This is a genomic window from Nocardioides albertanoniae, from assembly GCF_006716315.1.
GTDB lineage: Bacteria > Actinomycetota > Actinomycetes > Propionibacteriales > Nocardioidaceae > Nocardioides > Nocardioides albertanoniae.
This window is the reverse complement of record NZ_VFOV01000001.1, coordinates 1768873-1795189: the sequence shown is the minus strand read 5'-3', so window position 1 is coordinate 1795189 and position 26317 is coordinate 1768873. Positions and strand designations below refer to the sequence as shown.

Sequence of the window (26317 nt, the reverse complement as noted above, 5' to 3'; positions counted from 1 at the left end):
GCGGCAGAGCTCCGTGACGGGCTCCGGAGCACGCCCGTCATCGGACCGTAAGATCTGGCGGCCCTATCCGGGGCGGCGCGTTCCTAGAGTCGATGCCATGACCCAGATCCACCCCGCGGCAGACCTCGTGCTGCCCTGTCGCGACGAGGCGGCGGCCCTGCGCGAGCTGCTTCCGCGCGTGCCCACTTCTCTCTCGGTGATCGTCGTCGACAACGGCTCGACCGACGGCACCGCCGACGTCGCCCGCACGCAGGGGGCGCGGGTGGTGTCGGAGGCACGGCCGGGCTACGGCGCGGCGGTGCACGCCGGCTTGCTGGCCGCCACGGCGCCCGTCGTCGTGGTGATGGACGGCGACGGTTCGTTCGACCCCGCGGCGGCGCTGCCGCTGGTGGAGAAGGTGCGACGCGACGAGGCCGACCTGGCCCTGGGTCGCCGCCGGCCGGTCGTACGCGGCGCCCAGCCGTGGCACGCCCGGGTCGGCAACCGGCTGGTCCTGACAGCTCTGCGCCGCCGCACCGGGCTCCGGGTGCGCGACATCGCGCCGATGCGGGCCGCCCGTCGCGAGGCGCTGCTCGCTCTCGGGGTCGAGGACCGACGCTCCGGCTACCCGGTCGAGCTGCTCGACCGGGCAGCCCGGGCCGGCTGGCGGGTCCACGAGGAGCCCGTCGACTACCACCCGCGCGCCGCCGGCACCCGCTCGAAGGTGTCCGGCTCGGTGCGGGGCAGTCTCACCGCGGCGTACGACTTCTGGCGGGTGCTCGGATGATGCCGACGCTTCTCGTGGTCGCCAAGGCGCCGGTGCCCGGAGTGGCCAAGACACGGCTCGCCGCCGACATCGGCGACCTGCTCGCCGCGGAGGTCGCGGCCGCCTCGATGCTCGACACGATCGATGCGTGCTCGATGGCCGTCGGCCCGGAGCGATGCGTGCTGGCGCTCGCCGGCGACCTCGCCGACGGCTGCCGCGCCGAAGAGATCCGCACCGCGCTCTCCGGGTGGTCGGTCGTCCCGCAACGCGGGAGCAGCCTCGGCGAGCGTCTCGCCCACGCTCACGCCGAGGTCGACGGACCGGTCGTGCAGATCGGCATGGACACGCCGCAGGTGACCGCCCAGCGGCTGCTCGCCGTGGCCGGCGGCCTGGACTCGGCCGATGCCGTGCTCGCGCCGGCCGAGGACGGCGGCTGGTGGGTCCTGGCCCTGCGGGAACCGTCCGCCGCGGTCGCCCTGCATGCCGTCCCGATGTCCACTCCGGAGACGTACGCCGCGACCCGCTCAGCCCTGGAGCGAGGCGGCCTGAGCGTCGGTGCCGGCGAGCGGCTGCGCGACGTCGACCATCTCGAGGACGTCGCCGCGGTGGCCGCGAGCGCGCCGGGCACCCGGTTCGCCACGGTCGCCGCCCGAGTGGCCGAGGTGGCCCGATGACCGCGGTCGCACCCGAGTCCGCCTTCGCCCACGCCTTCGCCAGCGAGCGCTGCCGGGTGGTCACCATCGGCGGCATACCGTCCCGTCTCCCCGTGGAGGACTGGACCCGCACGGCCGACGCCGCCGACCTGGCCCTGCTCGCGTACTGCGCCGGGCCGACGATCGACCTCGGCTGCGGCCCCGGCCGGATGAGCGCCGCGCTCACAGAGCGCGGCCTCCCCTCCCTCGGGGTCGACGTGCTGCCGGAGGCGGTCGCCGAGGCCGAGGCCAGGGGCGCTCGGGCCGTGTGCCGCGACCTCTTCGACCGGCTTCCCGGCGAGGGCTGGTGGGCGACGGCGCTGCTGGCCGACGGCAATCTCGGGATCGGGGGAGACCCCCTCGCCCTCCTCACCCGCGTACGCCGCCTGCTCGTGCCCGGCGGCCGTGTGGTCGCCGAGGTGCACCCACCCGGCACTCCGAGCGGTCCGCTGTTCGCCCGCCTGACCTGCGACTGCGGGGGCTCCGGTGAGTTCCCGTGGGCAGTGGTCGCTGCCGACGTGGTCGGCTCGATCGCGGCCGAGGCCGGCTTCACCGTCAGACGCCTCGCGCCGCTCCCCCGGCTCGGATGGCACGAACCGACGATCCAGGCCCTCACCCCGTCCGGGGAGCGGTGGGTCGCCGTTCTCGAGGAGAGCTGATGATCATTCCGTCCGAAGACTCCTTCACCTCCCGGCTGCGCAGCGCGGCGGTCGCCGCCCGGGTCGGGCTCTGGCTGGGGATCTGTTTCCTGGTGGCGCTGGTGACCGGCCTGATCAGCCACTACGCCCAGGTCGACCATCAACCGATCCCGCTGCCGACGCGCCCGTCGTGGGGCTATCAGGTGACCCAGGGTCTGCACGTGGCCGCCGGCACCGCGGCGATCCCGCTGCTGCTGGTCAAGCTGTGGGTCGTCTTCCCCAAGCTGTTCCAGCCGATGCCGCGACGTGTCCGTGAGGCGCTGCCGACCGCGCTGGAGCGTGGCTCGATCGCGGTCCTGGTCAGCACGTCGATCATCCAGCTCGCCACCGGCCTGATCAACGTCTCGCAGTGGTACGTGTGGGGATTCAGCTTCCGCTCGACCCACTATGCCCTGGCCTTCGTCGCCGTCGGCGCCCTGGTCGTGCACATCGCGGTGAAGCTGCCCATCATCCGCGACGCCCTGACCGGCGGCATCGAGGACACCACCCACGACCGGCCCAACGCACGCCGGCCGGGCCCGGTCAGCCGGCGCGGCGTGCTCGCGCTGGGTGGAGCCTCCGCGCTCGCCGCCGCCGCGATCTACGCCGCCGGCACCCTGCCGGGGATCGGCCGCGTCGCGGTCCTCTCACCCCGGTCGCGGGCGCAGGGCATCCCGATCAACCGCACCGCACACTCCGCCGGTGTGATCGCGCAGGCCGGCAGCACCGACTACCGGCTCCACCTCACCCACGGCGATCAGACCCGGTCGCTGACCCGAGAGGACCTCGCCGCCATGACACAGCGAACCCATACCCTGCCCATCGCCTGCGTCGAGGGATGGAGCGTCTCCGGCGAGTGGACGGGCGTACGCCTGCGCGACCTCCTCGACCTGGTCGACGCTCCGCGCGGGCACGAGGTGAGGATCCGCTCGATCCAGACCTTCAGCGCCTCTTCCGACACCGTGCTGCCCCCGAACTTCGCCGACGACGACCGCACCCTGATGGCCCTGGCGCTGGACGGGGACACGCTCTCGATGGACCACGGCTACCCCGTGCGGCTCATCGCGCCCAACCGGCCAGGCGTGATGCAGACCAAGTGGGTCGACCGGATCGAGGTGCTCTGATGAGTCGGGCCCGAGGTCTGCTGATCCTCGTCGGCGCGGTCGGGATCGCGTACGGCGCGTGGTTGCTGGTGAGCCGCCAGCGGCTCGACCAGATCGTCGAGGTCGGGATCTGGCTGGCTGCGGCCGTCGTGATCCATGACGGGATCCTGGCACCGGTCGTGGTCGGGCTGGGATGGCTCGGTGGGCGGCTGCTGCCACGACCGGTCGCCCGCGGTGCGGTGACGACCCTCGTGCTGCTCGGGCCGGCGGTGCTGGTCGCGATCCCGGTGGTCGGCCGGTTCGGGGAGATCGCCGACAACCCGACGCTGCTGGACCGCGACTACACCGGTGGCCTGGTGCTCTTCGCGATCCTCTGCGTGTGCGCCGGTGTCGCGGTCGGAGTGGGCGGACTACGCTCACCTCAGCGCACCGACAAGGAGGAGTAGATGGCCCGGGTGCTCGTGGTCGACGACGACCTCACGGTGCGTGAGGTGCTGGCGTCCTACCTGCGAGCCGGCGGGCACGACGTCGTCGAGACCGGCGACGGCGAGCAGGCTCTGCGGGAGATGCGTGCCGCGCCCGCAGACATCGTCGTCCTCGATCTGATGCTGCCCGGCATCGACGGTCTGGAGGTGTGCCGGCGGCTCCGGCAGGCGAGCGACGTCCCGATCATCATGCTCACAGCGCTCGGCAGCGAGGCCGACCGCATCGTCGGGCTCGAGCTCGGCGCCGACGACTACGTCGGCAAGCCGTTCAGCCCCCGAGAGCTGGTGCTGCGCATCGACTCGGTGCTCCGACGCACCGGGCACTCGGGTCCCGTGGAGCAGGGGGTGGTCTCCGACGGCTCCCTGGTCGTCGACGCCGACCGGCGGGTGGCGACCAGGTCAGGGGTCGAGCTCGCCCTGACCACCCGCGAGTTCGACCTGCTCCACTACCTGGTCGCGCACCCGGGCAAGGCGTTCACCCGCGAGGACCTGCTCGAGCACGTGTGGGGCTGGACGATCGGCGACCGGTCGACGGTCACCGTCCACGTACGCCGGCTGCGGGAGAAGGTCGAGCACGACCCGACCCGGCCCGAGCGCCTGGTCACGGTCTGGGGCGTCGGCTACCGCTGGGATCCTGCGGGAGTGCTGACATGAGGGCGACACGATGAGGGCCGTCGACGCGATCCTGATCGCCCTGGTGGCCGCCGGGGCCGGTCTCGGCGTCGGCCTGGTCGGGCTGCTCGTCGCCTGGTTGACCCGGCGCTGGTCGATCCGCTGGCAGCTCACGCTGGTCGCGACCGTCGCCGTGCTGACCGTCTTCGGGGGCGTGCTCGCGATCGCCTGGCTGATGTTCCTCTCCGGCCACGACCTGCAGGTCATCACCGTGGTCACCTCGATCGCCGTGGTCGTGGCCATCCTGGTCGCGCTCACCATCGGCTCCGCCGTGGTCCGCTGGTCGGGGGCGGTGCAGCTGCAGGTGCGCGAGATGGCCCACGGAGGTCATCGGGAGCCGTCGGAGAGCGGCCCGCGAGAGCTCCGGGCGCTGTCCGTCGAGCTCGCCGAGACCCAGCGCCGCCTCGAGGAGGCCGGCGCACGAGAGGCCCGCCTGGAGGAGTCGCGGCGCGAGCTCATCTCCTGGGTCGCCCACGACCTGCGTACGCCGCTCGCCGGGCTGCGCGCGATGGCCGAGGCTCTCGAGGACGGCATCGCCGCCGACCCGCACCGCTACCACACCCGGATCCGCACCGAGGTGGAGCGGCTGGCCCGCCTCGTCGACGACCTCTTCGAGCTCTCCCGGATCCAGGCGGGCGCCCTCACGCTCGCGCAGGAGCCGGTGCTGCTGGGCGACCTGGTCAGCGAGGCCATCGCCGGCGCCGACCCGGTGGCCCGCGAACGCCAGGTCCACCTCGGCGGGCAGGTCGAGGCCGGACTGGAGATCACCGCCGACCCGGCGAGCCTCTCCCGTGTCGTCGCCAACCTGCTGATGAACGCCATCCGCCACACCCCCGCCGACGGCACGGTCGAGGTGCACTGCCGGCCGGCCCCCGGCGACGTACGCAGCGTCGACCTCAGCGTCAGCGACGGCTGCGGCGGTCTCGACCCCGGCGACATGGAACGCGTCTTCGACCTCGGTTGGCAGGGCAGCGCGGCACGCACCCCGGCCGCTCCCGAGGGCACCCACGGCGCCGACAGCCAGGGTGCGGGCTTCGGCCTCGCGATCGTCAAGGGCCTCGTCGAGGCCCATCGCGGCATGGTGTGGGTGGAGAACCTGCCGGCCGCGACCGGCTGCCGGTTCCACGTACGTCTGCCGGCGTGAGCCTGCGGGACGTCCCGCCCCGAGCCCGAGCCCGGTCAAGGCGGCGGATACCTCAGCGAGCCTTCTTCAGCGCCGCTTCGGCGGCGTGGAAGCCGCCCATGCCATGGACCCCGCCACCCGGCGGCGTCGCGGAGGAGCACAGGTAGACGCCAGGCACCCCGAGCGCATACGGGTCGAGGCTCGGTCGCGGGCGCAGCACGATCTGGCGCGCGGTGTTGGCGCCGGCGCTGATGTCGCCACCGACCCAGTTGGGGTTGTAGGCCTCGAGGTCGGCCGGCGAGCGGGTCGAGACCGCGACGATGCGGTCGCGGAACCCCGGGGCGAAGCGCTCGATCTGGCCGATGACCGCCTCGGTGGCGTCGCCGGCATAGCCGTGCGGCACGTGGGCATAGGCGTAGATCGGGTTGACCGGCCCCTTCGAGCGCGCCGGGTCGATGAGGTATTGCTGCCCGAGGAGCACGAAGGGACGATCGGCCATCGCACCCCCGACCGTGGCCTTCTCGACCGCGGCGATCTCGGTCGCGGTGCCACCGAGGTGCAGCGTGCCCGCACGCCGGCAGTCGTCGTTGGTCCACGGGATGTCGCCGTCGACGGCGATGTCGACCTTGAACGCGGCAGGCCCGTATCGATACCTGCCGAGGGCTCTGCGCACGTGAGCGGGCAGGGCGTCGCCGGCGATCTCCAGCGCTCCGGTGGGCGAGGTGTCGAGCAGCACGACGTCGGGGCGTTCGCCGATCAGGTCGCGCAACTGGTCGAGCGAGGTGACCCGCACGCCGGTGACGACCCTGCCGCCCAGCGCGGCCAGCTCGGCCAGCAGCGCCCGGGTGATGGCCTCGGTGCCTCCTTCGGCGACCGGCCAGCCCACGGCGTGAGCGGCGCCGGCCAGCATCAGCCCGACCGAGCTGCTGACCGGGGTGTCGAGCCGGCCGAACGCGTGCGCGGCGGCCCCCATGAACAGCGCTGCGGCCGGATCGTCCTCGAACCGGCCGGCCGTCCACGTGGCCGGCGGCAGCGCCCGCACCCCGAACCTCCCGAGCACGACGGGGTGGCGCGGCACGTGCACGACCGGGCCGAGCAGCTCGCCGAGGAGCGCGTCGAAGTCGCCGGTCACGCCGCCGAACAGCCGGTCCCACCGCTCGGCGTCGACGCCGAGCGAGCGCCGGGTCAGCTCACGGTCGCGCGCCGCGACACCGGCCCGACCGTCGTCGAGCGGATGGGCGAGGTCGATCTCCGGCCACAGCCAGCGCAGCCCGTGCCGCTCCAGCCCCAGGGAGGCGAAGAACGGCGAGGCGACACCGGTCGGGTGGAACGCCGCACAGTCGTCGTGAAGCACACCAGGCACGGTGCGCTCGCTGCTCCGCGTGCCACCACCGGCCCGCTCGTACGCCTCGACGACCGTGACCTCGAGGCCAGCCTGCGCGAGCCGGATCGCACCGGCGATCCCGTTGGGCCCGCTACCGACCACGACCGCCGCGCTCATCGATCTGCTCCGTGTCGCTCGAGGATGCTCGCCCCAGCGTACGCCGCCGGGACCCGAAAAACAGGGGCGAAGCGTTGGTGGACGCAGAGGGACTCGAACCCCCGACATCCTCCTTGTAAGGGAGGCGCTCTACCAGCTGAGCTATGCGTCCGAAAGCGACCCAAGAGTATGCGATCAGGCGCCACGGAGACCAAACGGTGCGTAAATGGAAGTTGAGCCGCCGACGTCTCGGGTCGTCAGCGGCTCAACATCTATAGATTAGATCCCCCGCCGGGCACCTTCCAAGAGGTGTCACCAGTCTGTTAACGGAGTTTAGATGCTCCGTAAACTACCTGGTCAGACCGCCGCGTGGAGGTGGTGCAGGTGCTCGTCGAGGTCGCGACCGTCGGCGTTGGCGTTGTGCACGGCCCAACGGACCACGCCCTCCTTGTCGACGATGTAGGAGGAGCGACGCGGGGCGCCGTTGGTGTCGTTGAAGACGTCGAAGGCCTTCGCCACCTCGCCGTGCGGCCAGAAGTCGGAGAGCACGGGGAAGTTGAGCCGATCGGTATCGGCGAACTGCCGCATCGCGAACATCGGGTCGCATGAGATGGCCAGCACCTCGGTGTCGAAGGTGACGAACTCGTCGAGGCGGTCGCGCAGCCCGCTCATCTCACCGGTGCACACACCGGAGAAGGCGAACGGGAAGAAGAAGATCGCCACCGCCTTCTTGCCCCGGAAGTCCGACAGCGTCACGTCGGCGCCGAACTGGTCGCGAAGGGTGAAGTCCGGGGCAGGCCCGCCGATCTGAAGTCCGCTCACTGCTCAAGCATCCTCTCGCGGCTCGCTCTGGTCGAATCCGCTCGCCGAGTCGGCCTTCCAGCCGGCCAGCTCGCGGCGGAGCACCTTGCCGGTCGCGTTGCGGGGCAGGTCGTCGATCACGACGATCTCGCGGGGCACCTTGAACCGGGCGAGGTTGTCCTTGACCCAGTCCTTCAGCGTCTGCTCGTCGGCGTCGGCCCCCGAGACCAGCACGACGAAGCCACGCAGACGCTTGCCGAAGTCGGCGTCGTCGACGCCGACGCAGGCCGCGTCGGAGACCTGCGGGTGGCGCATCAGACAGTCCTCGACCTCCTGCGGGAAGACGTTCTCGCCGCCGGAGACGATCATGTCGTCGTCACGGCCCTCGATGTAGAGCCGGCCGTCGGGGCCGAAACGCCCGATGTCGCCGGTGGCCATCAGGCCGTCGACGACCTCCTTGCCGCCGCCGCTGGTGTAGCCCTCGAAGAGCAGCCCGTTGCCGACGAAGATGCGGCCGGCCTCGCCGTCGGACAGCGCTGCGCCGTCACCGTCGAGGATCTTCATCTGGGTGCCCCACGGCGGCTTGCCGGCCGAGGTCGGCGCCTCCCGCAGGTCGACCGGGCCGGCGATCGAGGCGTAGGAGACCTCGGTCGAGCCGTAGATGTTGTAGAGCGTGTCGCCGAACCGGTCCATCCACTCCAGCGCCAGGTCGCCCGGCAGCGCGGACCCGGACGAGGCCACGGCCTTCAGCCGCGAAGAGATGCCCGCCAGGTCGTACGCCGCAAGCTTCTCCTCCGGCAGCGAGAGGATGCGCTGCATCATGACGGGGATGACCACGAACGAGTCGGCCTCGTGGGCCTCCAGTGTGGCCAGCGCGTCCTCGGGGTCGAACCGCCGCCGCAGGATCATCGTGGTGCCGAGCAGCTCGGAGAAGAGCAGGTGGGCGATCCCCCAGGTGTGGAAGAGCGGCGCCGCGATGTGACAGCGCCAGCCGTCCTTCATCGGCATCCGCGACATCAGCGCGATCGCCGCGTCGATGCCGGCCTCCTGGCGCGGAGCCGACTTCGGCGCACCCGTCGTGCCGGAGGTCAGGATGACGATCCGGCCGTGCCGCTTCGGTGGCGTGACCGGCCGCGAGTCACCGGAGACCAGCGACTCGAGCGTCTCCCCCGGGTCTTCGGAGTCGACCCAGGCGACCAGCCGCTCAGCGGCCGAGGTCGAGGCGAGCAGCCCGGTGAACTCCTCGTCGTGGATGACCAGGGCGGGCTTGTCGCGCTCCAGCACGCTGACGAGCTGCGGTCCGGCGAAGGCGGTGTTGAGATACAGCGCATCGGCGCCGAGCTTCGCGACCGCCAAGGTGGCGTCGATGAAACCGCGGTGGTTGCGGCACATGATCGCGACGCCGTCACCCTCTCCGATCCCGCGGGCGGCCAGCGCCCGGGCGATCGCGTTGGAGCGACGCTCGAGATCGGCGTAGGTCAACGAGCCGAGCTCGTCGATCACCGCGGTGCGGTGCGGGTAGCGATGCGCCAGCCCGACGAACCCGCCCGCGGGGCCGGTGCCCCACCGAGCGAGCGCGAGGCCCGTGCGTACGAGACCTACCGGATTGACCGGACGGACGATGCCGGAGCCGGCCAGGATCCGGGCGGCAGAGCCAACGTTGCGCGCCTTGGCAGCGGTAGTCGAGAACACCGTCGGGAGTCTAGTGGGACGCACCCGACGACACCTGGATGTGTCCAGCGGTGCCGAGACCCGACGCCATCAGGCAGGGGTCTTCGGTGCCAGCAGACGCGTCGCGGCCCAGTCCTTGCTCACAGTCGCGGTGGTTGTCTGGGACAGTCCGGCGACCGGGGCGGCTTCGGCGACGTCAGCCGGGTCGACCGCACCGGGGCGACCCACCTTCGGCGTCAACAGCCAGATCACGCCGCCACCGACGAGGTCGGTCAGCGCGTCGACGAGACCGTCGACGAGATCGCCGTCGTCATCGCGCCACCACAGCAGCACGGCGTCGACCACGTTGCCGTAGTCACCGTCGACCAGATCTGCGTCGACGGCGTCTTCGATGGCGACTCGAAGGTCGTCATCAGTGTCGTTGTCCCAGCCCATTTCCTGGATGACCATGCCGGACTTGAGGCCCAGCCGGTCCGCAGGCCCTGTGGCTGCGGTCGAGCTCACGTTCTGTTTCCTCCAAAGCGTTGCATCCACGCCGCTTGCGTGAACTTGGATGGTGGTAGTCCAGCGGAGAACGCTGGTCGACGCAACCCCGACCGCCTGTCGTACGCTAGATATCGGCGTGTCGGAAGGGTGTTACGCGCGCGGATCGAGCAGATGAAGCATCACATTTCGATCCTTGGCCGACCCTCCTCCGGGGTGTTCATCCAAGGGCACCTTGGGGCCCTGCCAGTCGTTGGCGGACAGCTCGCGAGACAGCGAAGCCAGATGGCGTACGTCGTCGATCGCGCCGCTCCAGCGCGCCGGGCCCGCGTGATCGAGCATGGTGGTCGCGATCGTGAGCACATCGCCGTCGGAGAGCAGCTCGACCACCCTCCCCTGCTGGGGCCAGTCGACCAGCGACGGAGCCGTGACCTCCCACCAGGATCCGCGCGGCCTGACCGCCGTGCGATGCGTGTGGCCGTTGAGCCAGAGCACCGCGCTCTCGTGTCGTGAGACGGTCTGCTCGATCTCGTCGCCGAGCACGCGCCGACCGCCGCCGGCACCGTTCATGTCGTTGACCAGCGAGGCCACGTCGTGGTGGCTGGCGATCACGGTGAGCCGCTCGTCGCGGTCGGTGGAGGCAAGCTCTGCGTCGAGCCACTCGAGCTGCTCCTCGTCGAGCGAGCCGTCGAAACCGCCTGCCGGGTTGACCGTGTCGAGCACGACGAACGTGACCTGGTCGTTGGCGTCGTGGCGGTAGTAGGGCTTGCCACCGGCGCTGAAGCCGTGCCCGGCAGGCTTCGCCTCGTCGTGCACGTGGTAGTCGATGAACTCCTGCAGCGTGGTCTGCCGGCGACGCTTGTCGGGGGTCACCTCGTGGGGGTCGAGCTCGGACAGCATCGTGAGCGCCTCGGGGTCACCGGCGACCAGCCCGGCGACGAGCTTCACCTTGGCCTCGTCGGTCCAGTGCTCGGGCATCGCGATGGCCTTCAGAGCGCCGACCGCGACCTCGGCGATGGTCTCGTTGGTGGGGATGGTGCCCTGCAGCAGCGCGTCGTGGTTGCCGTTGACCGCCAGCCACGGCACCTCCAGCCCGGGCGAGTCGATCGCCCGGCGCATCGCCTTCAGCAACCCCGGCACGAGCGGGAATCCGCCATAGCCGCGCGGCCTGTCGTAGGCCCCGCCCTCGGGGTGCCAGAAGCGTTCGTCGGGCAGGCCGTCGACGCCCTCGTAGTGCAGCATGTCGCCGGAGTCGGGCGTCAGGCGACCGCCGTCGAGCAGCGTCAGATACCAGTCGAGCTCGTTGAGCTGGCCGTTGTCGGTGCTGTCGCCGGTGGTGATCGCCAGGTCGAGCGGGCCACCACCGACCGGGCCCTCGCTGATCTCGTTGACCGCCTCGACCATCGCCGCCCCGACCTGCGCGGTCAGCAGCTCCTGGGCCCGGTAGGTGCCGACCTGGTCGATCAGCTCGGCGGTGGCCGTGTCAGGGTCCTTGAGCCGGTCGAGCACCTCTGCCCGCGCCGGTGACTGGTGGTCGCAGACGTGCAGGTCGGAGAGGTGCGCGACGGTCAGGATCGGGTCGCCGAGGTCGTCGGGGCGCTGAGCCAGGTCGGTGCGCGAGACGTGGCGCTCCTGAGAACCTTCGGCCAGCCGTACGTACGTCCCCTTGCGACCGCCGGCGACGATCCGCCCGTCCTCGCTGGTGACACCCACTACGCCCTCTTCTCCTCCGCCGGTCTCCGCTGGTCCCCGCGGTCCGGGCGCGAACGATACTCCCCAAGCCAGGCGATCGGCTCATGAGGATTGATCTCGGCGACAGGCAGCCCGATCTGCCCGGGCGAGGGCTCGGCCGGCCGGAGTGCCCGCTTCCGGCCAAGCGGGCAGCATCGACGGGATCGGCGACTCGGCGATGTGCCTCAGCCCGTGTAGAGGGTCGCCTTCCCGTAGAGCTTGCGGGTGACCTCGGAGAGATACCCGCTCGCGTCAGCAGAGCCCAGGTTGTAGGTGTTGAACACCCCGTACCCCTCAGAGACGGTTTGGGAGGCAAGGCTGACGGCGGTGGAGGACGGGGTGCCCTGGATGTCGATCGCCGCAGGGGCGAGCTCGGCCTTGCCGAGGCCGGGTACGTCCGGGACGCCCCAGGTGCCGTAGTACGGGTTCCAGGAGTGGTCGAGCAGGTCACCGGCGTTGACCCCACCGTAGGAGAGCCGTGAGGCGGTCGGGCCGATGTAGTAGAGCGTGATCAGCTTGTCCGGAATCCGCTCGCGCAGCGCCTGGACCAGATAGACGAAGGAGAAGTCGTTGGGCTGGCCGGTTCCGTTGGCGCCGTAGTCCGCCCACTCGTCGTCGAAGTCGATCCCGTCCAGGCCGTAGCGGTTCACCACGTCGGCGAGCTGGTCGGCGAACGCCTCGGCCGCCGCACGGTCGGGGAAGTTGGCGAAGCCGGCGCCTTGATGGTTGCCGAGCACCGAGAGCAGGATCTTGATGCCCTTGGCCTGGGCCGGACGGATGTGGGTGTCGGCGCCGTCGAGCTGCGCCTGCACCTGGGGGTTGTTGTAGAGATAGGCCTGCTGGCCGTCGTAGTTGATGTTGGCGGCGAAGATCAGGCCGATGTCGAAGACGTTGCCGCCTCCGTCCAGCTCGTACTTGGCGACGTTGCCGACGCTGTGGCTGTTGACCTCGACATATCCGGTCATCAGCGTCGGCGAGGCCTGTGGGCGCGCCGCGAGGGCCGAGGAGGCCAGGCCGACGCCGGTGGCCGCGAGGCCTGCGGCACCGGCGCCGGCGCCGGCGCCGAGGAGCATGCGTCTGCGTGAGATGTGGGGAACTGACATGGTCGATCTCTCCTTTAGTTGCGGTGGAACCTCAGGGTGCGGACCTCGAACGCCCCGAGACTGAGCGCGACGACACCGCCGTCGGCGCTCACCTCAGCGATCGGATCCTCCACGAGCGAGATCTCCTCGACCCGCTCGAAGCTCTCGGCGACGCGCAGCTCCCCCTGCGTACGCGCACCGGTGGACTCGTAGACACGTACGACCAGGTCGCCGGAGCGGTCGGCGGCGAGCTTCACGCTCGAGACCACCAGGCCTTCGCCGGAGACGGTCACCAGCGGCTCGACAGCCTCAGCGCCGGCGATCTGGCGAGGCGGCGTGTTGAGTGCCGCCCCCGCGTCCGTCGCGGCCGCGACGTCAGCGCCGATGACCAGCCCGTAGCGATGTGTCTGCACACCCTGGTCGGTCTCCGGGTCGGGGAAACGCGGCGCCCGCAGCAGCGAGAGCCGCACCTCCGTGGTCAGCGCCGAAGGACGAGTGACGTCGAAGCCGTACGTCGAGTCGTTGACCAGCGCGACCCCGAACCCAGGCTCGGATGCCAGCACCCAGCGGTGCATCGAGGTCTCGAACTTCGCCGCCTCCCAGGAGGTGTTGGTGTGGGTCGGGCGGCGGTGGTAGCCGAACTGGGTCTCGGCGAGCGTCTGCTCGGCCTTCACGTCGAGCGGGAAGGCGACCTTGAGGAACTTCTCGGTCTCGTGCCACTCGGTGCTCTGGGCGATCTCGAGCACCCGCGATCCGGGCGCGAGCGACAGCGTCTGCGTGGTGGTCGACTCCGGCGAGATCGGCCGCTCGACGACCAGCCCGTCCTCGGTGATCTTGATCGAGGTGACCTCGCGCAGGTCGGTGACCCGGTTGCGGTAGAAGCGGTCCACGTCCCAGGCGTCCCACATGTTCGGGAAGTCCTGGTGGAGCTGGAGCAGGTTGGCCTCGGCCCCGGCCGGGATCGCGTCGCGCCCCGTCGCCAGGTCGACCGCCGAGGTGATCAGGCCCTCGGCGGAGACGGTGACCTCGACGAGGTCGTTCCCCAAGACGTACGTCTCGTCCTGCTCGACCACGGAGACCGCCGCCACGGGCTCGGCCGCCAGGACGGACCCGGCGCGACCGTCGGCACGCAGCGCGACGGTTCCCTCGCCGGCGAGCGCGGTGACCGCCTTGGCGATGAGAGCCTCGGCAGCCTCGGCGACCCGGGCGTAGTGAGCGGCCGCCTCGCGGTGGACCCAGGCGATGGACGTGCCGGGCAGGATGTCGTGGAACTGCTGCAGCAGGATCTGCTGCCACAGCGCGTCCAGCTCGTCGTAGGGGTAGTCGAGCAGGCCACGAACAGACGCGGTCGCCGACCACAGCTCGGCCTCGACCAGCAGGTGCTCGCAGCGCCGGTTGCCCTGCTTGGTGAGGTGCTGGGAGGTGAGGGTGGCGCGGTGGAGCTCGAGGTAGAGCTCACCGACCCACACCGGCGGCTCTGGCAGCTCCGCGCGCGCCTTCTCGAAGAACTCGTCGGGGTGGCGCCACGACACCTGCGCCGAGCCCTCCAGATCGGCCAGTCGACGGGCCTTGCCGGCCATCTCGCGGGTCGTACCGCCACCCCCGTCGCCCCAGCCGACCGGCGCGATCGACCCGGTGGCCAACCGGTTCTCGCGGAACTGCCGCGACGCCTTGGCGACCTCCTCGCCGGAGAGCCGGGAGTTGTAGGTGTCCATCGGCGGGAAGTGGCTCAGGATGCGCGATCCGTCGATGCCCTCCCACTCGAAGGTGTGGTGCGGGAACTTGTTGACCTGGTTCCAGGAGATCTTCTGGGTGAAGAACCACTCGAACCCGGCTCGCTTCATCAGCTGCGGCAGGGCGGGCGAATAGCCGAAGGAGTCGGGCAGCCACACGCCCTGGCAACGGATCCCGAACTCGCTCTCGAAGAACCGCTGGCCGTAGAGGAACTGCCGCACCAGCGACTCCCCCGACGGCATCGTGGTGTCGGACTCGACCCACATGCCGCCCAACGGGATGAACCGGCCCTCGGCCACAGCGGCCTTGACGCCCGCATAGACCTCGGGGCGATGCTCCTTGACCCAGGCGTACTGCTGGGCCGACGACATCCCGTAGCGGAAGTCGGGGTCCTCGCCGAGCAGCTCGGTCATCGAGGAGGTGGTGCGCGCGACCTTGCGGATCGTCTCGCGCACCGGCCACAGCCAGGCGGAGTCGATGTGGGCATGGCCGATCGCGGAGATCTGGTGGGCGGAGTCGTGGGCGGTCGCCTCGAGCACCTCGGTCAGCGCCTCCCGAGCCGAAACAGCCGTCTCCGCGATCCGCTGCAGGTCGACCCGGTCGAGTGCGTCGTCGATCGCCTGCAGGATCCGTGACTTCCGCGGCCCCTCGGGCAGCTCGACCTGCAGCTCGTGGAGCGTCTCCAGGTCGAGGCAGAGCTCGAAGACGTCCTTCTCGAAGACGGCGAGCTCGATCCTGCGGGTCGTGTAGAGCTTCTTCTTCGAGGAGGTCTCGATGTCGCCCTCCTGGGTGGGGAGGAAGGGGTGGTAGTCGAGCAGCACCGGGTTGGCCGCGGCCTCCAGGAAGAGCTCGATCCGCTCGCCGCCCTCGGCCTCATCGGCGACCAGCACCCACTGGTTGCGCGGGTTGAGGCTCTTGATCGGCTCGCCGTCAGGCGTGTAGACCAGCCCCTCGCACTGGAAGCCGGGCATGTTGACGTCGAAGCCGAGGTCGCAGACCAGCTCCACCCGCCTGCCGGCCCACTCCGCCGGCACCGACCCGGTGATCCGGAACCAGGCGGTCCCCCAGGCCGGGCCCCAGTCGCTGCCGACCTCGAAGGGCTCGTACGTCAGCGCCAGCCCTTCGGTCGGAGCGATCGGCTCCCCGGGCAGCTCGTGCCACTCGACGCTCACGGGCGCCGAGGCGGTGTGGACCGCCGGCCACAGGCGCTCCTTGAGCACCCGGCTCACTCGCCCCTCGGTGAGGTGTACGTCATCGTGCATCAGTGCTCGTCCTGCCTAACTCGGTTGTCTCGGTCGTCTTCGATGACTTCCAGCTGCGTGAGCACGCAGGCGGTCACCGCGGTGAACCGTACGGCGCTCGCCGTGACCGGCTCCCCGCGCCGGACCCGGAAGACCCGGGTCTGACCAGCCCAGACGTACGTCTCGCCGGCCCGTTCCTCGCGGGCCACCGTCGCTCCGGTGGCGTCGAGGTAGTCCACCTCCCAGCCGATCCGGCCGTCGCAGGCGGCGGTGACCGTGTAGAGAGACAGCCTCCGCTCACCGGCGAGCGGCACCTCGACCTGCTCCCCCGGGCCCAGGATCACCGCTGTCTCGCCGGTGTCGTCGGTCAGCGTGCCCGGGACCGTCACGGTCACGTCGGCGACCGGCAACCCCGGCGTGACCCGCGAGGCCGACGGCGGCCGGGAGCCCTTCGCCCAGCCGCACGGCACCTCGGAGAGCTCGATGACCAGGTGCGCCCCGGCGGCCAGGCGCGCGTGCGGGATCGAGATCTCCTCCCACGGCTCCCCGTCCAACGTCACCGCCCGGATGTAGTCACCCTCCCCGTCCGTCTCGATCACGATCTCCTTGCCGCCGACGGGACGCAGCACCGTGCGTCGCACCGACGGCGGGACCACGACGTAGGAGGCGGATCCCGGCACCAGCGGATAGAGCCCGATGGAGGCGAGGACGTACCAGGCCGACATCTCGCCGTTGTCCTCGTCGCCGGGATAGCCCTGGCCGAGGTCGGAGCCCACGAACAGGCGCGAGACGCACTCCCGCACGATCCGGTGGGCGTCGTCGTGGCGCCCGGCGAACATGTACATGAACGGGATGTGGTGTGCCGGCTGGTTGGAGAGACCGAGCATCCCCAGACGTACGTCACGGGCCTCGGTCATCTCGTGGATCGCGAACCCGTAGTGACCGCTCAGCGACGCTGCACCGGTCTCGGGACGCGAGAAGAACTCGTCCAGCTTCGCCCCGAGGGCAGCCTCGCCGCCGTGCAGCTCGGCCAGCCCGGCCCCGTCGTGGGGCGCGGTGAAGGCGGTCCCCCACGCGTTGGTCTCGGTGTAGTCGTGCCCCCACTCGTCCGGGTCGAAGCGGTCACGCCAGGCACCGGAAGGCGTCCGCCCGATGAAGAACCCCCGATCGGGATCGAAGACGTTCCGATACCCCAGTGCCCGCCGCGAGAAGTACTCCTCCTCGGCTGCCAGGTCCTCGTCCGCCCTGTTCTGGCCCAGGGTGTGGGCGAGCCGGGAGATGCCCCAGTCGTTGATCGCGTTGTCGAGGGTCCACGACAGGCCTTCGTGGGTCTCGGTGTCCACATGTCCGCGGAAGATCGCCTTCCGCAGGCCCTTGCGTCCGACCCGGGTGTCGTCCGGCGGCACCGTCGCGTTCCTCAGGGCCGAGGCGTAGGCGGTCTCCAGGTCGATCCCGGGCACGTCCCGCAGCGCCAGGTCACCCAGCACCGTGTCGAAGGTGGTGCCGGTCATGCAGTCCTCGGCCGCCGGAGCACTCCAGCGCGGCGTCCAGCCACGGTCGCGGAAGTGCTCGACGAAGCCTTCGGCCAGCTCTCCGGCACCGGCAGGGTCGAGCAGCGCGAGCAGCGGCCAGGCGGTGCGGTAGGTGTCCCAGAAACCGTGGGTGACCGTCATCGGAGCATGTCGCACCGTGGTCAGGTCGTAGGGCGAGACATGTGTGTGCGAGGGACCCTCGCCGAAGCGGCCAGGGTAGAGGAAGAGCCGGTAGAGCCCGGACCGGATCGAGACCAGCTGGTCGTCGCTCGCCCCCTCGACCTCGACGGTCGCCAGCGCCCGCTCCCACTCCGCGCGAGCCCGTGCAGCCATCTCGTCGAACGACCCGGCATCTGCCAGGTTGGCCGCCGCCTGCTCGTCGCTGACGGTCGAGACCCCGAGGCGTACGTCGACCTCCCCTGCCCCGCTCAGCGCGATGTGGCCACGGAGCCGGCCCTCGCCCAGGCGCAGCTGGGAGGTCCCGTCGACACGGAGGTGGACGTGCTGCGCAGGCTTGCCCTCGCGGTCGTCGAGGAGGGCACGGACGACGAGACCCTCGCTGTCGTGAGAGCAGGTCAGCGACCGGATCTCGCCATGATGGTCGAGCACCAGCGAGCGGGCTCCGGTGAACCGCATGCCGAGCGCGAAGTCGCCGGGGACGAGCTCTGCGGTGAGGTCACCGTCGAGGGTGACCGCGTAGCGGTGCGGCCCGGGTTCCTCGTCGTCGTGGTCGAACCCCAGCGCTCGTTCCCGGCGACCCTCGACCGGCTCGGCCAGCGGGCTCGGCATCACCTGGAAGACCCCGTGGTCGCCCATCCACGGGCTCGGGATGTGCGAGGTCGCGAACGCCTCGATCGTCGGCCGGTTCGGCCCGCCGGCGGTCTCGCGGTTGTGCGCCTGCCAGGCGTAGGGCCAGCCGCTCACCGCGGCATCGGTCATCGGCAGACCGAAGACGCCGCCGTGCGGGAGACCGATCAGCGGCGCGTTGTTGCCGCGCGAGAACCGGTCGCTGGAATGGGTCCCGCGACGGATGTCGACCTGGTCGAGAGCTCTCGCGGGGAACGGCCGAGCGGGACGTACGTCCACCTCGTCGCCCCACACCCGCAGCGGCACCTCGCCGGCCCTGGCCACGACCAGGATCCGCTCGATCCGGCGCCCGCCCAGGCCGGTCAGGGCAACCCGGCGCAGGTTCCACTGGTCCACCCAGGCCCTCTTGCCATCTCCCTGGGCTTCGGGGGTGAGCGCCTGGCCGTACTGGTCGACGAGCCCCATCCCGCTGAGCCGGCGGCCGTCGTCGAGGACCGCGTCGAGGCAGACGTACGTGGAGTCCCATCGCCGCTGGCCCTCGGCTGCCGACTCGGGGAACACGACGAACCTCAGCTCGTCGCCGTCGGCCACCTCGATCGGTGCCGTCAGCGGGAGATCTGCCGTGACCTCACCGCTGTCCGGCTGCACCTCGAGGCACCAGGCGTCCTGCGACGAGTAGCCGACACCCGCACGGGCGGCGACGGGATCCCGAGGGCCTGTCACGACCGGCCCCTCCTGCCGGCCGAGGCGGCGCCGGCGAAGCTGGCACCGGCGGGCAGCAACGGCAGGATCACCGTCTGATAGGCGTGGTAGATGTCCGGTTTGCCCGGCCAGACCCTGGCCGAGGGCCGGTTGCCCGCGTCGAGCTCGTGGTGCCACGAGCCGTTCTCACGGTCGACCAGATGCTCCTCGCAGTAGGCACACCAGCGGCGTACGTCCGCCAGGGCCTCCGCCGACCCGGTGTCGCGAAAGAGCGTCCATGCGGCGCCGACCGCCTCGGCGGCGACCCAGTGCATCCGCTCACGCACCACCGGCCGGTCCTCGAAGTCGGTGGTGTAGACGAAACCGTCCGAACCGTCGACCGCCCAGCCGCGCTCGGTCGCCGCGGCGAACAGCGAGCGAGCATCCTTGAGCAGCCACGAAGGTGCCTGCGGACCGAGCAGGGTGCGAGCGTGCAGCGCCAGCCGGGACCACTCGAAGAGGTGCCCGATCGTGACACCGTACGGCCGGAACGGGTGCCCCGGCTCGTCGATGTTGTAGTCCAGCTCGACCGACCAGGACGAGGAGAAGTGTTCGGGAAGCCGCCAGTCGTGCTCGCGCGCGAAGCCGTGCACGACCCGCTCGAGGATCCGCACGGCGCGATCGAGCCAGACCCCGCGGCCGGTCACCTCCGCGGCCGCCAGGAACGCCTCGACGGCGTGCATGTTGGTGTTGACCCCGCGATAGCCGTCCAACGAGGCCCAGTCGGCGCTCCACACGTCGAGGATCAGCCCGTCGTCCTCGCGCCAGAACTGCTCCTCCATCACGCCCAGCGCGTCATCGAGCAGCGCCTCCGCGCCGGGGTGGCCGGCGGCGTACGCGGTGGTGGCGGCGAGCATCACGAAGGCATGGGCGTAGCCCTCCTTCACGGTGCTGATCACCTCGCCGGTCTCCGGGGAGACCGCGGAGTGCCAGCCGCCGTTGACGTCGTCGTGGAGCAGCCCGGTCAGCGCGGCCACCCCGTGGTCGACGTACGCAGCGGCCGACGCGTCGCCGCGCAGCTGCGCGAGCCCGAAGACGTGCGTCATCCGGCAGGTGATCCAGGTCTCGACCGGCCGCTCGGGGTCCAAGGCGCCGTTCTCGTCGAGCCACCCGAAGCCACCGCCCTCGTGGCGGGACCCCCGCGCGAAGGACAGCAACCGGGCCGACTCCTCCTCGAAGCGGGCGATCTCGGCGGCGGTCAGTTGCAGGTCGGTCATCCCTTGATCGCCCCTTCCTCGACCCCGCGGAAGAAGTAGCGCTGCAGGACGGCGAAGACGATCACGATCGGGACGAACGAGATCATCGTGCCTGCCGCGATCAGGCGGGGATTGTTGGTGAACGTGCCCGAGAGGTACTGCAGACCGACGGTCAGCGTCAGGTTCTCCGGGTCGGTCAAGACGATCAGCGGCCACAGGAAGTCGTCCCAGGCTCCGATGAACGCGAAGATGCAGATCACGCTGAGCATGCCGCGTACGCCGGGGAGGTTGACGTGGATGAGCCGCTGCCAGGCGTTGGCGCCGTCGACCTTGGCCGCCATCTCCAGCTCGTCGGGGATCGCGGTGAACGCCGCCCGCATCAGCAGGACGTTGATCATCCCGATCATGCCCGGCAGCGCGACGCCCAGCAGGGTGTCGGTGAGCCCGAGCGAGCGGACCGTGACGTACTGGGCGATGATCGTCGCCTCGCCCGGCAGGATCAGCGTGGCCAGCAGCGCGCCGAGCACCAGCGTGCTGCCGCGGAAGCGCAGCTTCGCCAGGGCGTAGCCCGCCAACGTGGCCCCGATGATGTTTCCGCCCACGACCAGGATCGCCACGATGACCGAGTTCATCGCGTAGTCGACCACCGGAACGACCTCGGCGACCTTGGTGTAGTTGGCGAAGGTCGGGTCCTCCGGGATGAACCGCGGGGTGGCCGTGTAGATGTTCTCGTCGATCCCCTTCAGCGACGTCGACAGCTGCCAGACGAAGGGCAGGATCGTGATCACGAGCACGAGCGCGAGCAGTGCGTAGCGCACGATCACCTCGCCCGCGGACATCCGGTGGAAGGCGTACGACCTCTGCTTCGCTGCCACCTTCATCTGCGGCGCCGACATCAGGCGTCCTTCCTGTTGAGGCGGGCCAGGAGCACCATCGGCACCAGCGTGAGCGCGAAGAGCAGCAGGCTCAGTGCGGAGGCATAGCCGAGGTGACCGGTGAAGCCCGTGGAGTACATCTGGATCAGCATGACCACCGAGCTGACCCGCCCTCCGGGCCCGCCGGTGCCACCGGTCATCACGAAGAGCTCGGAGAAGATCCGCAGCGAGGAGACGGTGATCAGGATCGTGATCAGCAGCATCGTGCCGCGTACGCCGGGCACGGTGATGCTCCAGAACCGGCGCACCGGGCCGGCCCCGTCCACAGCCGCGGCCTCGTGCAGCTCCTTGCCGACGTTCCCGAGCGCGGAGAGGTAGATGATCATGTAGTAGCCCAGGCCCTTCCAGACCGTCAGGCTGATCGCGCTGAACAGCAGCAGCCAGCGGTCGGTGAGGAACGGCAGCGGCTCCTGGACCACCTTCAGCGCCTGCAGGATCGCGTTGATGGCGCCGCGGTCGTCGAGCATCCAGTTCCAGATCAGCGCGACGACCACGGCCGAGGCGACGACCGGCGTGTAGAAGGCGACCCGGAAGAAGGTCAGGCCGGGCAGCTTCTTCTCCACCAGCACCGCGAGCAGCAGCGGCAGCATGGTGAGCAGGGGTACGCAGACCAGCATGTAGAGGATCGAGTTGGTGAGCGCGTAGACGAGCTGGTCGTCGTCGAGCATCCGCTCGAAGTTTGCGAGCCCGACGAGCTCTCCTCCGCCGAGCGGCTTCTTGTTGGTGAAGGCCATGTAGACCGTGTTCAGCGCCGGGTAGAGGTTGAACACGCACAGCCACAGGGTCGCGGGCGCGACGAGCAACCAGGGCGTGAACCACTTGTGCTCACGCACCCGGCTGCTCATCATCTTGGTGTCGGTCACTGCGCCAGGAGCTTGTTGCACTCCTCGACGGCCTTGTCGAGGGCTTCCTGCGGCGTGGCATCACCGCTGATGGCGAGGGCGATCTGCTGGTCGATGATGGTCGACATCGCCGGCGACACCTTCGGGTTGTTCGGGATGGCGGTCGTCAACGTCTTCAGGCCGGTGACCTTCGCCTCGGCGGCGACGGAGCCGTCGTCCTCGGTGAAGTAGGGGTCCTCCTGCGAGGCGATCGTGCTCGGGTAGACGCCCGGGGCCAGCTTGGCGAACTCACGCTGGTTGTCGGGGTTGGTCACGAACTGGGCCAGCGCGTTCGCGGCGGCGAGATTCTTGCTGTTGGCGTTGACCGAGAGGCCCTGGACGTACAGCGGGCCGTCGCCGAAGGCGGCCGAGATCTCGGTGCCCTTGGCGAGAGCCGGGTTGGCCTCCTCGAGGCCGGAGATGTTGGAGCTGCCCGTCGTCCAGGCCGCCTTCTCCTGGTTGTAGAGCTCCGCGTTGCCCTGGAAGCTGTCGGTGAGGATGTCCTTGGGCAGCAGGTTGTCCGCGTACGCGTCGGCGTACTTCTGCACGAGCTCGACGGCCTCGGGGGTGTTGAAGGTCAGCTCGGTGCCCTCATCGTTGAAGATCGGGACGTCGGCCTGCTGCAGATCGTTGAGCCCGGGCTTGCGGGTCATCAGGTAGGCCTTGCCGCCGGACTTCTCCTTCAGCGTCGTGGCCTGTGCGATCAGCGAGTCGAGGTCGGTCGGCAGGTTCTCCGGGTCGAGGCCGTTCTTGGCGAGCATGTCCTTGTTCCAGTAGTTCACGTCGGTGCCGAGGTACCACGGGTAGCCGTAGGTGCCGTCGATCCCGTCGTACCGGTAGCCCTGCAGGCCGCCCTCGACGAACGTCTCCTCCAGGTCGACGTCGGTCTTCTCGAGGTCGAGGAGCTGCTCCTGCTCAGCGAGCGGGAGAGCGAAGTCCGGGGGCAGGTTGGTGACATCGGGAAGGTCGCCGGAGGACGCCTGGGTGAGCACCTTCTGGTCGTAGCCGTCGCCGGGCTGGTCGAGCCAGGTCACCTCTACGTCGGGGTGCTCCTTCTCGAAGGCGGCGATGACACCCTCGACGTAGTCGGTGAACTTCGGCTTCAGCGCCCAGGTCTGGATCGAGACCTTGCCCTCGACCTTGCCGTCCAGGTCACTCGCGGACGGCTCGTCGCCGGCCCCGCAACCCGTCAACGCGGTGACGCCCATGGCCAGCCCCGCGGCGACTCCTGCCAACCGACGTGCGCTCATCTTCCACTCCCTGTTGATAACCTGAATAAAGCGGTTAAGTTGTGCCCGTACTATTCACCGAACCAGGTTCGCCGTCAAGGCATCCTTGTGAGGGACGCCACATCTTGCTCATCGACAGGATGTTCCTGATCTACGCCGAGGAAGGACTACGGATGACACGACCCACGATCGCCGACATCGCACAGCGATCCGGCGTCTCCAAGGGCGCCGTCTCGTTCGCGCTCAACGGACGGCCGGGGGTCAGCGAGGAGACCCGGCGTCGCATCCTCGCCGTAGCCGACGAGATGAACTGGCGCCCCCATCGCGCGGCGAGGTCGCTCGGCAAGTCCCGGGCCGGAGCGGTCGGCCTGATCCTGTCCCGCCCTGCACTGACGCTGGGGGTCGAGCCGTTCTTCGGGCAGGTCGTGTCCGGCCTGCAGGCCGGCCTGGCCGAGGACGGCACCGCCCTCCAGCTGCTCGTGGTCGGGGACACGGAGTCCGAGATGGATGCTTACCGCACCTGGTCCGCGGAGCAGCGGGTCGATGGTTTCGTGCTGCTCGACCCACTCGCCGAGGATCCCCGGATCCCTGAGCTCGAACGACTCGGCGTTCCCGTGATGGTGATGGGCGGGCCGCTGGAGAACACGTCACTGAGCTTCACCTGGGCCGACGACCGCGAGGCCATGCACGAGGCGGTCGACTATCTCGCCGCCCTCGGCCACCGTCGCGTCGTCCACGTCGCCGGCATGCCCCAGTTCCTGCACACCCAGCGCCGGATGAAGGTGCTCGCCGAGGCCAAGGCACGCCATGAGCTGGCCGAGGTCACCTCGATCCCGACCGACTACAGCGACTCGGAGGGTGCCGTGATCACCCGTCGCGTCCTGTCCAGGCGCGAGCGTCCGACCGCGATCGTCTACGACAGCGACGTGATGGCCGTCGCCGGCCTGGGCGTGGCCCTGGAGATGGGCGTGCGGGTGCCACAGGACCTCTCGATCCTCTCCTTCGACGACTCCCTCCTGGCCCGACTGACGCACCCCGCGCTCACCGCTCTGACACGCGACACCCAGGGCTGGGCCGCCGAGGCCGCCCGCGAGCTGATCCGCCTGATCGCCGACCCGACGTTGACGCTGCGCCACAAGTCGAGCACCCCGGTGCTCGTGCCCCGGGAGAGCACCCACCCGCCCGCCGACCGCTGAGCTCCGATCATCGATTGCCAGTTTTACTGAAACGGTTTAGATTGCGCGGGTGCCCGCCTTCCCCACGCCTTCGACCACCGCCCAGGCGCCGTTGCGCTTCGGCGCCAACCACGTGCCCTCGTCGGGCTGGTTCTACTCCTGGCTCGACTTCGACGCCGACGAGGTCGCCCGCGACTTCGACGACCTGGCCGGGCTCGGTCTCGACCATGTACGCATCTTCCCGGTCTGGCCGTGGATCCAGCCCAACCGCACGCTGATCCGCTCGGCCGCGGTCGACGACGTGCTGACCACCATCGACCTGGCCGCCGCCCGTGGGCTCGAGGTCTGTGTCGATCTGGTCCAGGGCCACCTGTCGAGCTTCGACTTCCTGCCCTCGTGGGTGCTCACCCACCATCAGCGCTCGCTCTTCACCGACCCGAAGGTGCGTGAGGGTCTGCGCACCTACGTCCACACCCTCGCCACAGCGGTCGCCACCCGTGACAACGTCTTCGCGCTGACCCTCGGCAACGAGGTCAACAACCTGTGGCCCTCCAACCCGACCACGATCGCCGACTCCCGCTCCTGGGCCGAGGAGCTCCTCGAGACCGCTCGCGAGGCGGCCCCCGGCCTGCACTGCCTCCACTCGCTCTTCGACGACGCCTTCTACGCGCCCGACCATCCCTTCGGGCCCGCCGACGTCACCACGCTCGGCGATCTCTCGACCGTGCACTCCTGGGTCTTCAACGGCGTCGGCGCGATCGACGCGCCGCTCGGGCCGGCCACGCTGACCCATGCCGACTACCTGGTCGAGCTGGCCGCTGCGTACGCCGCCGCGCCGGGGCGCGGGGTCTGGCTGCAGGAGATCGGGGCGCCCCTGCCCGAGGTCGGCCTGGAGAGCGTGCGTGAGTTCGTCACCGGCACCATCGACCACGTCGCCCAGAACCCGGCGCTGTTCGGCATCACCTGGTGGTGCTCCCACGACCTGGACCGCTCGCTGGCCGACTTCCCCGAGCGGGAGTACGACCTCGGCCTCTTCACGGTCGACCATCAGCGCAAGCCCGTCGCCGAGGCGCTCGCGGAGGCTGTCCGTCGTCATCGGGGCGCCCGCCCCGCACCGGTCGCACGGCAACGGCTGGAGTGCCCGGTCGACATCGCCCGTGCACCCGAGCGGCGTGCCGAGATCGCCCCCGGCAGCAGCTTCCACCGAGCGTGGGTGCAGGCACGCGCCCGCGGGCCGGTCGAGATCGTGCCGCCCGGGCGGTCGTGAGGCCTCAGCCCGCTGCGTACGCCGCCGGGCGGGCTGACGCCTGGGCACGCTTCCAGGATCGGAAGGCGTCTTCGCTGTTGCCTCGGCGCCAGTAGCCGGAGATCGACAGGTCACCGCGAGGCATCCCGCGCTCGCGCAGGAGGTAGGGGCGGATGCGACGCATCGTCATACCGGCCTCGCCGTGCACGAACGCATGCACCCGGCCCAGCAGCCACGGCAGCTCGCGCACCACATCGTCCAACGGCGGGTCGAAGATGGCATCGACCCAGCGCACCTCGACCCCGGCCGGCGCCGCCAGCGGCTGCCGGTGATCGTCGGAGCGCACCTCGATCACCGCATGTCCACGCGCGTCGGCCGGCAGCGCGGCCAAGGCCGCCCGGATCGCCGGCAGCCCGGACTCGTCGCCGACGAGCAGGTGCCAGTCGGCGGTCGGGTCGGGAGCGTACGTCCCGCCGGGGCCGCGCACCGTGAGCGCCTCCCCGGGCTCCGTCGACGCCGCCCAGCAGCCCGCTGCTCCTGCGTCGCCGTGGAGCACGAAGTCGATCGCGAAGGTGCCCTCGGTGATCGAGGGATCGAGCGCCGTGTAGGTGCGCACCACCGTCGAGCCGTCGGCCAGCGGGATCTCCAGGCGCAGGAAGCGGTCGGTGCACACGCTGCCGACGAAGGCGGAGAGGTCGTCGGCGCGGAAGTGGACACGGGTCATCCCAGGGCTGAGGCGCTGGGTCGAGGTCACCTCGACCCGCGTCTCCGGCTTGGTCTCCGGCTTCACCGCGCGAAACATGAAGGGGAGCCTAACCTAATTACCAAGAAACCCTGTGGTGGCCACGCGCGCTC

At 70.3% G+C, this 26317-nt stretch carries 22 protein-coding genes and 1 tRNA gene; 9 read left to right on the top strand and 14 right to left on the bottom strand.

Annotation, left to right across the window (positions count from 1 at the left end; translation table 11 throughout):
* Window positions 1–97: 97 nt before the first annotated feature.
* Genes FB381_RS08555 through FB381_RS08525 form a run of 7 tightly spaced genes read left to right on the top strand, consistent with a single transcriptional unit; the run spans window position 98 to window position 5518 of the window.
* Window positions 98–766 (top strand): glycosyltransferase family 2 protein, encoded by a 669-nt coding sequence (locus FB381_RS08555; protein WP_141779890.1) that lies wholly within the window; start codon window positions 98–100, stop codon window positions 764–766.
* Complete coding sequence (locus tag FB381_RS08550) at window positions 766–1419, top strand: TIGR04282 family arsenosugar biosynthesis glycosyltransferase (RefSeq protein WP_211352366.1); 654 nt, start codon at window positions 766–768, stop codon at window positions 1417–1419. Before FB381_RS08555 ends, FB381_RS08550 begins: the two co-directional genes overlap by 1 nt.
* Complete coding sequence (locus FB381_RS08545) at window positions 1416–2096, top strand: methyltransferase domain-containing protein (RefSeq protein WP_141779888.1); 681 nt, start codon at window positions 1416–1418, stop codon at window positions 2094–2096. Before FB381_RS08550 ends, FB381_RS08545 begins: the two co-directional genes overlap by 4 nt.
* The gene (locus FB381_RS08540; protein ID WP_141779887.1) at window positions 2096–3238 is read left to right on the top strand and encodes a molybdopterin-dependent oxidoreductase; all 1143 of its coding nucleotides are present in this window, start codon (window positions 2096–2098) and stop codon (window positions 3236–3238) included. Before FB381_RS08545 ends, FB381_RS08540 begins: the two co-directional genes overlap by 1 nt.
* Complete coding sequence (locus FB381_RS08535; protein ID WP_141779886.1) at window positions 3238–3663, top strand: hypothetical protein; 426 nt, start codon at window positions 3238–3240, stop codon at window positions 3661–3663. Before FB381_RS08540 ends, FB381_RS08535 begins: the two co-directional genes overlap by 1 nt.
* Window positions 3664–4356, top strand: coding sequence for a response regulator transcription factor (locus FB381_RS08530; RefSeq protein ID WP_141779885.1), 693 nt, complete (start codon window positions 3664–3666; stop codon window positions 4354–4356).
* Between the two features lie 10 nt (window positions 4357–4366).
* The gene (locus tag FB381_RS08525) at window positions 4367–5518 is read left to right on the top strand and encodes a sensor histidine kinase (RefSeq protein ID WP_141779884.1); all 1152 of its coding nucleotides are present in this window, start codon (window positions 4367–4369) and stop codon (window positions 5516–5518) included.
* Between the two features lie 52 nt (window positions 5519–5570).
* Here the strand turns inward: FB381_RS08525 and FB381_RS08520 are convergent, their stop codons facing one another.
* From FB381_RS08520 to FB381_RS08460, 13 genes are all read right to left on the bottom strand, one after another.
* Window positions 5571–6998, bottom strand: a complete 1428-nt coding sequence (locus FB381_RS08520) for a phytoene desaturase family protein (RefSeq protein ID WP_141779883.1) — start codon at window positions 6996–6998, stop codon at window positions 5571–5573.
* Between the two features lie 75 nt (window positions 6999–7073).
* Window positions 7074–7149, bottom strand: a tRNA-Val gene (locus FB381_RS08515).
* 185 nt (window positions 7150–7334) lie between these two features.
* The gene (locus FB381_RS08510; protein ID WP_141779882.1) at window positions 7335–7799 is read right to left on the bottom strand and encodes a peroxiredoxin; all 465 of its coding nucleotides are present in this window, start codon (window positions 7797–7799) and stop codon (window positions 7335–7337) included.
* A 3-nt stretch (window positions 7800–7802) separates the two neighbouring features.
* The gene (locus FB381_RS08505; protein ID WP_141779881.1) at window positions 7803–9470 is read right to left on the bottom strand and encodes an AMP-binding protein; all 1668 of its coding nucleotides are present in this window, start codon (window positions 9468–9470) and stop codon (window positions 7803–7805) included.
* Between the two features lie 69 nt (window positions 9471–9539).
* Window positions 9540–9953 (bottom strand): DUF3052 domain-containing protein, encoded by a 414-nt coding sequence (locus FB381_RS08500; RefSeq protein ID WP_141779880.1) that lies wholly within the window; start codon window positions 9951–9953, stop codon window positions 9540–9542.
* Window positions 9954–10085: 132 nt separating this feature from the next.
* Window positions 10086–11645 (bottom strand): TIGR03767 family metallophosphoesterase, encoded by a 1560-nt coding sequence (locus tag FB381_RS08495; RefSeq protein WP_170225096.1) that lies wholly within the window; start codon window positions 11643–11645, stop codon window positions 10086–10088.
* A gap of 203 nt (window positions 11646–11848) precedes the next feature.
* A complete protein-coding gene (locus tag FB381_RS08490) occupies window positions 11849–12766 on the bottom strand; it encodes an endo-beta-N-acetylglucosaminidase H (RefSeq protein ID WP_141779878.1) in 918 nt (305 codons plus the stop codon).
* Between the two features lie 14 nt (window positions 12767–12780).
* The gene (locus tag FB381_RS08485) at window positions 12781–15741 is read right to left on the bottom strand and encodes an alpha-mannosidase (protein ID WP_141779877.1); all 2961 of its coding nucleotides are present in this window, start codon (window positions 15739–15741) and stop codon (window positions 12781–12783) included.
* Complete coding sequence (locus FB381_RS08480; RefSeq protein ID WP_211352365.1) at window positions 15741–18782, bottom strand: GH92 family glycosyl hydrolase; 3042 nt, start codon at window positions 18780–18782, stop codon at window positions 15741–15743. The genes FB381_RS08485 and FB381_RS08480 overlap by 1 nt, the downstream gene beginning before the upstream one ends.
* Window positions 18779–20017, bottom strand: coding sequence for an AGE family epimerase/isomerase (locus FB381_RS08475; RefSeq protein ID WP_141779876.1), 1239 nt, complete (start codon window positions 20015–20017; stop codon window positions 18779–18781). Before FB381_RS08475 ends, FB381_RS08480 begins: the two co-directional genes overlap by 4 nt.
* Window positions 20014–20892: a carbohydrate ABC transporter permease gene (locus FB381_RS08470; RefSeq protein ID WP_211352364.1), complete on the bottom strand. Its 879-nt coding sequence runs from the start codon at window positions 20890–20892 to the stop codon at window positions 20014–20016. Before FB381_RS08470 ends, FB381_RS08475 begins: the two co-directional genes overlap by 4 nt.
* The gene (locus FB381_RS08465; protein ID WP_246088023.1) at window positions 20892–21794 is read right to left on the bottom strand and encodes a carbohydrate ABC transporter permease; all 903 of its coding nucleotides are present in this window, start codon (window positions 21792–21794) and stop codon (window positions 20892–20894) included. The genes FB381_RS08470 and FB381_RS08465 overlap by 1 nt, the downstream gene beginning before the upstream one ends.
* The gene (locus FB381_RS08460; RefSeq protein WP_141779875.1) at window positions 21791–23062 is read right to left on the bottom strand and encodes an ABC transporter substrate-binding protein; all 1272 of its coding nucleotides are present in this window, start codon (window positions 23060–23062) and stop codon (window positions 21791–21793) included. Before FB381_RS08460 ends, FB381_RS08465 begins: the two co-directional genes overlap by 4 nt.
* A 152-nt stretch (window positions 23063–23214) precedes the next feature.
* Here FB381_RS08460 and FB381_RS08455 point away from each other — a divergent pair, with 152 nt between their 5' ends.
* Entirely contained in the window at window positions 23215–24237 is a 1023-nt protein-coding gene (locus tag FB381_RS08455; protein ID WP_141779874.1) for a LacI family DNA-binding transcriptional regulator, read from the top strand.
* A gap of 49 nt (window positions 24238–24286) precedes the next feature.
* Window positions 24287–25483, top strand: coding sequence for a glycoside hydrolase 5 family protein (locus FB381_RS08450; protein ID WP_141779873.1), 1197 nt, complete (start codon window positions 24287–24289; stop codon window positions 25481–25483).
* 4 nt (window positions 25484–25487) lie between these two features.
* On the opposite strand, the gene FB381_RS08445 is transcribed toward FB381_RS08450, so the two are convergent.
* Window positions 25488–26264, bottom strand: coding sequence for a siderophore-interacting protein (locus FB381_RS08445; RefSeq protein ID WP_141779872.1), 777 nt, complete (start codon window positions 26262–26264; stop codon window positions 25488–25490).
* Window positions 26265–26317: the final 53 nt, after the last annotated feature.

What these genes read in the sequence shown, in the direction of transcription:
- FB381_RS08555 (WP_141779890.1), top strand. Translation starts at nt 98, where the DNA reads ATGACCCAGATCCACCCCGCGGCAGACCTCGTGCTGCCCTGTCGCGAC.
- FB381_RS08550 (WP_211352366.1), top strand. Translation starts at nt 766, where the DNA reads ATGCCGACGCTTCTCGTGGTCGCCAAGGCGCCGGTGCCCGGAGTGGCC.
- FB381_RS08545 (WP_141779888.1), top strand. Translation starts at nt 1,416, where the DNA reads ATGACCGCGGTCGCACCCGAGTCCGCCTTCGCCCACGCCTTCGCCAGC.
- FB381_RS08540 (WP_141779887.1), top strand. Translation starts at nt 2,096, where the DNA reads ATGATCATTCCGTCCGAAGACTCCTTCACCTCCCGGCTGCGCAGCGCG.
- FB381_RS08535 (WP_141779886.1), top strand. Translation starts at nt 3,238, where the DNA reads ATGAGTCGGGCCCGAGGTCTGCTGATCCTCGTCGGCGCGGTCGGGATC.
- FB381_RS08530 (WP_141779885.1), top strand. Translation starts at nt 3,664, where the DNA reads ATGGCCCGGGTGCTCGTGGTCGACGACGACCTCACGGTGCGTGAGGTG.
- FB381_RS08525 (WP_141779884.1), top strand. Translation starts at nt 4,367, where the DNA reads ATGAGGGCCGTCGACGCGATCCTGATCGCCCTGGTGGCCGCCGGGGCC.
- FB381_RS08520 (WP_141779883.1), bottom strand. Translation starts at nt 6,998, where the DNA reads ATGAGCGCGGCGGTCGTGGTCGGTAGCGGGCCCAACGGGATCGCCGGT.
- FB381_RS08490 (WP_141779878.1), bottom strand. Translation starts at nt 12,766, where the DNA reads ATGTCAGTTCCCCACATCTCACGCAGACGCATGCTCCTCGGCGCCGGC.
- FB381_RS08485 (WP_141779877.1), bottom strand. Translation starts at nt 15,741, where the DNA reads ATGCACGATGACGTACACCTCACCGAGGGGCGAGTGAGCCGGGTGCTC.
- FB381_RS08475 (WP_141779876.1), bottom strand. Translation starts at nt 20,017, where the DNA reads ATGACCGACCTGCAACTGACCGCCGCCGAGATCGCCCGCTTCGAGGAG.
- FB381_RS08470 (WP_211352364.1), bottom strand. Translation starts at nt 20,892, where the DNA reads ATGTCGGCGCCGCAGATGAAGGTGGCAGCGAAGCAGAGGTCGTACGCC.
- FB381_RS08460 (WP_141779875.1), bottom strand. Translation starts at nt 23,062, where the DNA reads ATGAGCGCACGTCGGTTGGCAGGAGTCGCCGCGGGGCTGGCCATGGGC.
- FB381_RS08455 (WP_141779874.1), top strand. Translation starts at nt 23,215, where the DNA reads ATGACACGACCCACGATCGCCGACATCGCACAGCGATCCGGCGTCTCC.
- FB381_RS08445 (WP_141779872.1), bottom strand. Translation starts at nt 26,264, where the DNA reads ATGTTTCGCGCGGTGAAGCCGGAGACCAAGCCGGAGACGCGGGTCGAG.